Genomic DNA, 6,840 nt, shown 5'->3' on the forward strand with positions numbered 1-6,840 from the left:
TCTGTAGAATTATAGGAAAGGGTGGCGTTTTTGTATGTCTATTTCTGTATTTGATGAATTACAATTATTTTCACATCACGCTTCAAAAGAAAAAAGTGAGGAGAAAACTCACTTTAATTTATCTTATTCCTGACTTCTATCACCTGTACGCAATGAATGATTTACTAATACGTTTCATTTATTTTACACTTCACTTTATATACATCATTCATTGCTTTCGGGGATGACGACACAACGTGTACGGTTGTTTTCCAAGATTGGTACGTGCTCAGATCCTAGTATAAGTGTTTACAATCTTAGTATGAGCAAATGTGACCGGCTTAATAAAATAGATAAATTTTTTCGAATAGCCTAACAATCTAGTTGCGTAATAGGGGAAGGGATAAGAGTTAAAGGAAAAAATCGGTAAGGTTCTCCTAAAGGTCGGCTTGGTTTTAAGCTGATCTTTTAAATTTGTCCCATAAGTCGACGATTATTTATATGGTATTCTGGAGGAAAGGGGATGAGGTTATATGGATGTGACGAAAGAAATTGAAAAGATTTTTGTTGATAGTGAAGAACTTTCATTTATTGAAGCTAAAACTTTGAATTATCAGGAGCAAATGTCTACTGCAGATGGGTTTATTATTAGAACTGACGAAAGAGTTAAAAAGTACTATGATGCTCTTTGGTCACGAGAACAGTTATTAGTAGAGGTTCACTACGGGGATGGTTCACTTAACTACAAGCTTACTAATATTATAGCTGTCAAAGATGGCATGAATGGACAATACGAATATCATTTCTTTGGTGGATAGGGGAGTATCTCTTGAATTAGTTCAGTGAATCTGAAATTGGGACACAATATGAATTTAAAAAGGGTAAAACAAAAAATGAGTTGGAACTGGAATTAGTTCAAGAAAACATTCCATCAGAGTAATAAAGATTAATATCCCCTTCAAAGAACCTATTAAGTGCATCTTACATTTCCATTAACTTAAGGATATAAAACTACTCCAAAAAGTAAAAAAACGTTATTCTTTCTAGATAAGATAAATTGGAAAGAATAACGTTTTTGTTATATCAATCCAAACTTATCTTAGCCAAATGGGTATGTAATCATACTATTTTTGGAATACGAGGATTAATACGACCTAATTTAATAGATTTCTTACACGTAACTTTAAGTTCTTGCATTAAAACCTTTCGAATTATATTTTAAATTTTTTTTTGGAGAAGTTCTTCAATAAGTTTTGTTTTTTCATTCACCTTTGTTGTATATGTGAAATCACCATAACAATATGGATACCTAAAATTTTGTTTATTTCCACCACAAGTGTATATGTCTGGATTCTGATCAACTTTCATCTTAGAAAACTTTTTAGCCGAATCGTCTGAGTGTCGTTTAGCCTCTTGACTGGAAATAAAATCAATATACCCTGGTCCCATATTATAGCTTTGAATAATTGTATCCATGCTAACGCCTTTTTCTGTTCCATATTTGTACATTTGAGCAAAGTGCTTTACCCCTTGTTTAATGCTCAAGTTTATCTCTTGAATTTCATTTGGCTTTAATCCAAGTGATTCAGAGGACTGCATAGGGTCGTTGCCCTCACCTCTACTCTCTTGGTACATAATTCCTAACAAAAGTGCTGTTTTCTCTCCTAAATTATATTTTTCTAATTCTTTTTTCATAATGGGCTCATATTGCAATAAACGTTCTTCGGTAGCGAGCGCTTTATTTCTATGAATATTAGTTTTATGATTAAAATATAGTATCCCAATGATTGTTCCTAAACCTAAAATACTAATAAAAAATAATATAATAACTTGTTTTTTACTCTTATTCTTCATATATTACTCCTCCTTGTATAAAAAATTGCATTTTCAATGGTGGTTGGTTATTTATAAAAGATGCAATAATCACCTTTTCCCCTGCTTTTTTAGACTCGAAATCTTTTCTTTTAGATGTAAAGTTTAATATAAAATTTTAAAGATAAGGTAAAGATAAGATAAAAATAAAATAAAGTTCATTTATTAGAGTAATTTAAAAGGATATTGGTATAAAGGGGAGATTAACAGACCATGTCTAGGATTCAAATTATTGATCTCCTACCTTGCTATATAGTAAACTGTCAAAAATGATAACAAAATAGAGTTTTATTATCATTTCTTCAATTCAAAAACAAGCCGAAACATTCACATCCAGATGTAAATGTTTCGGCTTGTTCTTAGGTAGTCAACGAAGTATGTAAGTATATCCATACCAGAATACTACTTTATATAAAATGAACTTGATAAGGTGTATTATGTAACTTTGAAATAAAGTTTGATAAACAAAATTCAAAGCTACAGATATCTCATTTTTAATTAGTTTTTGCTTTTTTTAATTCAATTTGTTTTTCAATTTCCTTATCTGATTCATCACTCATTTCAAACTTATACATATGAATAAAGTATTTCTTTGTGTTTGGATCATATTCGACTCTTACCGTGACATCTTTATGCAGATCCTCGTTCAAATATCCGTTAAATATTGTTTCATGAACTTTATACGATAAAGGGTTTGCTTTATTATTGGAATTCGTATTCTTATTAAATGTCTGCTTTACGATTGTTAAATTCAAATTAAAATCTTCTTTTAAATATTCCACTGCCTTTAATTCCGCTCTATTACGAATTAATGTTTCTTCTTCAGCGCTCAGGGATTCCTTCTTTTCCTTTTCTTCAGCCTTTTGGTTATTTTTTAATATATTCATTGCATTTGCATTTTCTTTTGAATCTAAATCTACTATCCATTTTTTATCTTTGTAGTATGTCTCGATAGTAGATGTACAGCTATATCCACTGATTCGCTTTTCTTTTCCTTTATCACAATTTACTAATTCATATCTAATATTTAACTTCGGATGAGCAGGGCTTCCTGCACTTTCATTCCAATCTTGCATACTATCTTTAAACATATCTGTAATCTTAATAGGACCATTCTTTTTTTCAACCGCTGCTTTTACTTTTTCTACAATTTGTTGTTTTTCTACTTGTTCTTTAAATATGTAGTTTTTTTCATGATGTCCATAAATTAATAAAGGGGCCTGTAAAGTAATCCATAATACCACCCAAGATAGAGCATAGTAACTTAACATTCGCTTTACAGAGAATATACGGAGCAAGACAAGCGCTAAACCAATATATACCAATGGAATGCCGATATAAAGAATTGGAATTGTAAAAATAAATGTAAAAGCTGTCATTAAAAGTATGCCGTAGAGTAAATTATTATATTGGGGAATTCCCATACTGTAAGCTCCTAAAATTAAAAGCCAAATATAACTTGTTGAAACGAGGAAAGCAACTGCATAAAATCTCTTACTTTTTTTGTTTTCTTCCATTTTTTCACCATCTTTTCAAGAATAAAACACTATCATGTAGTGTAACATAATAGATCTATAATAAAATATTTATTTTGAAAATAAGACGTTTTGAGAAAATATATTTTGTAATGAACCTGTAGTAAAACATGTACATTTCAGATATATAATAGGGGGAGGTAATACATTTCACTTGTAAAACCGTTACATTCAAATAAATGGAATTAATCATATCAAGCGATGAATCGTGTAGAACATAAACATGAAAACGATTCATATTCGACTTTACAGGAATCTTGATGCACTTCACAATCAAATATAACACAACACAATAATAAAGGAGAGAAACCATGACTTGTTTTTAAGAGCCAAAGACGTCGTATATATGTGCTAAAATAGAAACTACTATAGCATCCTAATCCAAAATATAAAAATAAATTTCTGAACGGTGCTTATCCGTTGGGTTCATCAGAAATCGATAGATTCATACAAAAACGCCTTCCTTCCTAATAATACTTCTACAAAAAGAATAGTATTTCAGCCCCTTATTCAATAAAATAAAGCCGATGATACCTTAGTGTAGGGAAAATCGGCTTTTTTCATGGCGAAATTTGCTTAGCGTATGTTTTCAGCGTTTTGTTGGTGGGGCCCCATCGCTATCAAGCTAGTAAGACAAAATCCCCCCTGAAATGACAAAAGACGTTATTCTTTCTGAGAAACCATAGGAAAGGATAATGTCTTTTTTCTTTATAGATAGTGGTTTTATAATGATGTGGCGTTGTCTCCCCGTGTAAACATAAGTATCACACACCTTGTATATTAGCTGCTTATTGAGAATATAATTTCAGTGCACATTATTAGAAATTTATAGTATGTTTTAAAATACTCTCTACAATTGATGTGCATAGTATATGAATTTTTTTCTATTGGAGGGATTTTATAATGGCTGATAATGTGCAACAACTGATTCAAGAGCATAGACAATTTTTCCATCATGATCATACGAGAAGTCTTCAATTCCGACTTAAGCAGTTGAAAAAATTGAAAAATTCTATTCGAAAATATGAAAAACAAGTGCTGAGCGCATTATATCAAGATTTACACAAAAGTGAGTTTGAATCATATGCTGCCGAAGTTGGTTTCGCATATAACAGTATCAATTTTATAATGAAATACCTAAAACAATGGATGAAACCTCAAAAAGTAAAAACACCTATTCATCTTGCACCTTCCAAAAGTTACATAATAAAAGAGCCATATGGTACAGTGCTAATTGTTGGCCCTTTTAATTATCCATTCCAATCATTAATTGAACCTCTTATCGGGGCAATTGCGGCAGGAAATTGTGTAGTTCTCAAACCTTCAGAAAATGCACCAAATGTTTCAGCTGTAATGAACAAAATAATAAGTGAAACGTTTGATAAGCAATATATTCGTGTTATTGAAGGAGATAGAGAAATAACTTCTTTATTGATTCATGCACCATTTGACCATATTTTTTTTACTGGTAGCATTCAAGTTGGAAAAATTGTCATGGAAGCAGCAGCGAAAAATCTTGTACCAGTAACATTAGAACTGGGGGGGAAAGGACCAGCTATTGTCGATGACACTGCTAACCTTGATATAGCGGCCAAACGTATTATCTGGGGAAAGTTTATAAATGCTGGACAATCCTGTATTGCACCTGATTATGTTATTGTGCATAAATCTATCAAGGCAAAACTAATTTCAAAAATGAAAGAAATTATTACTAGCTTTTATGGCTCAGATGTATCAAAAAGCAATGATTATGGTCGAATTATCAATGAGAGACAATTTGATAGGCTTATTTCTATATTAGAACAAGACCAAAATTATATAATATTTGGCGGAAATTCATCTAGAAGTCATTTATATATTGAACCAACACTTCTTGAAGTAAAATCGTGGGATGCTGCAGCTATGAAAGAAGAAATTTTCGGGCCGATTTTACCAATTATGGAGTACAATGCTTTAGATGATGTCATTCATATGATTAACAACCATCCCAAACCGTTAGCTTTGTATGTATTTACTAAAAATAAAAATGTTGAAAAACAAGTACTAGGACGAACTTCTTTTGGGGGAGGATGCGTCAATGATACAATGTCACATATGGCTAATCTACACTTGCCTTTTGGCGGAGTAGGAACTGCGGGGTTCGGTGCCTATCATGGTAAGCATAGTTTTGATACTTTTACACATCGTAAAAGTATTTTAAAGAAATGCTCAAGTATAGACTTAGGGATTGTATTTCCGCCGTATAGGGACAAAATTAAAATTTTACAAAAGATTTTCAAGTGATTATGGAGGCTACTCCCAAGTAGTCACTCATATTCATGGTAATTGAAAAAACACCGCACAATAAATTTCCAATCGCAAATAAATTCGGTACAGCTTTTACCATCTGATTGAACAAGGTTGTTCCCCCTAAGTTGATCAAACTGTTTCCGTTCTTAAGTAGATGGGCATGTATGGTGATCCCACATCCAACAACTTAAGAAAAGCAAATACCTCAAAATAAAAAACACACTCGTTCTGATTAGGAACGAGTGTGTTTAGGTTATCTGAAAGGTACAAACTTCCATGAGCTAGGTTTTTGTGTTTTTTCACCTAGTACAATCCAACTTTTCTCTGCATTTATATTCTCATAATTTAATGGATAACCATCTGTAAAAATATTATATTCTGTAGGATTATTCGGGTTAATTTGAATTTTAAAGTCAGCCAAACTATCAGATTTCTCAGCAAGGTGAACCCAACTAGAATATTTGGACCAATTTAAATATTGATATTGATCATAATTAGAATGCTTCATGCGAAGGTATACGCTTTCACCGTGGTGTAGCTTTGCATCATTATCTTTGTAAAATACAAATTCCATAGGTGTACCAGATTGTATATCATTCTTTTTATTTGCAAGTAAAACATAATCGTAACGATTTACTACATACCATTCAAACGTTAGACCTTGAAAAGGAGATTCACTTGGTACGATATAATAGTTTTTCCCTGCTTCTATAACATTTCCTGCTATATCATAGATTTGTGCAGTTTCTAAACTTGGAGCTTGCACATTTTTAGTAAACGTTTTAAACCAAAGATTTAGGAAACCTGCTGTATTACGCTGAGATTCTCCTAAGCTTCGCTGCACAGCTGGGGTAACCATTTCTTGCCACAATTGCGCCTTACCGCTATTGTAATACTTAAATGTTTTATCATTAGCGATATTTTGAATTTCAGGTTTAGCTACTCGGGCTGCATAATCAATCCATTCTTCAGGTGTAGATAGAGAGTCGTTATAATTCCCTCCAGTATTAACTGCAAATTGATCTTGAATGGTTGTAACATAATTTTCAAAATAGCTATGATATTTTATAGCTCTCGTATCAATTGCAGTAAAATTTGCTGCATGCATAGGTTGGGTAGCATCTGTAAAGTAGTGCGTGGCTACTCCTAAGTAATAGAAAGCTTT

At 32.0% G+C, this 6,840-nt stretch carries 5 protein-coding genes and 1 pseudogene; 2 read left to right on the forward strand and 4 right to left on the reverse strand.

Annotation, left to right across the window (positions count from 1 at the left end; all coding sequences use genetic code 11):
* The first annotated feature begins 512 nt into the window (after positions 1–512).
* Complete coding sequence (locus tag JDS80_RS19205; RefSeq protein WP_071746594.1) at positions 513–797, forward strand: hypothetical protein; 285 nt, start codon at positions 513–515, stop codon at positions 795–797.
* Between the two features lie 400 nt (positions 798–1,197).
* Here JDS80_RS19205 and JDS80_RS19210 read toward each other — a convergent pair whose 3' ends face one another.
* Positions 1,198–1,833, reverse strand: a complete 636-nt coding sequence (locus JDS80_RS19210) for a lysozyme family protein (protein WP_071746595.1) — start codon at positions 1,831–1,833, stop codon at positions 1,198–1,200.
* Between the two features lie 512 nt (positions 1,834–2,345).
* Positions 2,346–3,368, reverse strand: coding sequence for a hypothetical protein (locus tag JDS80_RS19215; protein ID WP_199639722.1), 1,023 nt, complete (start codon positions 3,366–3,368; stop codon positions 2,346–2,348).
* A 921-nt stretch (positions 3,369–4,289) separates the two neighbouring features.
* Between JDS80_RS19215 and JDS80_RS19220 the strand changes: the two genes are divergently transcribed.
* Positions 4,290–5,669, forward strand: a complete 1,380-nt coding sequence (locus tag JDS80_RS19220) for an aldehyde dehydrogenase (RefSeq protein WP_199639724.1) — start codon at positions 4,290–4,292, stop codon at positions 5,667–5,669.
* Between the two features lies 1 nt (position 5,670).
* Here the strand turns inward: JDS80_RS19220 and JDS80_RS19225 are convergent.
* A pseudogene (locus tag JDS80_RS19225) lies at positions 5,671–5,784 on the reverse strand (CDP-diacylglycerol--serine O-phosphatidyltransferase); the annotation flags it as partial.
* A gap of 144 nt (positions 5,785–5,928) precedes the next feature.
* The coding region (locus tag JDS80_RS31560) for a zinc dependent phospholipase C family protein (RefSeq protein ID WP_242477388.1) at positions 5,929–6,840 on the reverse strand (912 nt) is incomplete at its 5' end.

This window comes from Bacillus cereus group sp. N8 (assembly GCF_016483685.1).
In the GTDB taxonomy this organism is placed as follows: Bacteria; Bacillota; Bacilli; order Bacillales; family Bacillaceae_G; genus Bacillus_A; species Bacillus_A proteolyticus.

Bases quoted from the DNA above. Each gene is read 5' to 3' on its own strand.
- JDS80_RS19205 (WP_071746594.1), top strand. From the start codon at position 513: ATGGATGTGACGAAAGAAATTGAAAAGATTTTTGTTGATAGTGAAGAA.
- JDS80_RS19210 (WP_071746595.1), bottom strand. From the start codon at position 1,833: ATGAAGAATAAGAGTAAAAAACAAGTTATTATATTATTTTTTATTAGT.
- JDS80_RS19215 (WP_199639722.1), bottom strand. From the start codon at position 3,368: ATGGAAGAAAACAAAAAAAGTAAGAGATTTTATGCAGTTGCTTTCCTC.
- JDS80_RS19220 (WP_199639724.1), top strand. From the start codon at position 4,290: ATGGCTGATAATGTGCAACAACTGATTCAAGAGCATAGACAATTTTTC.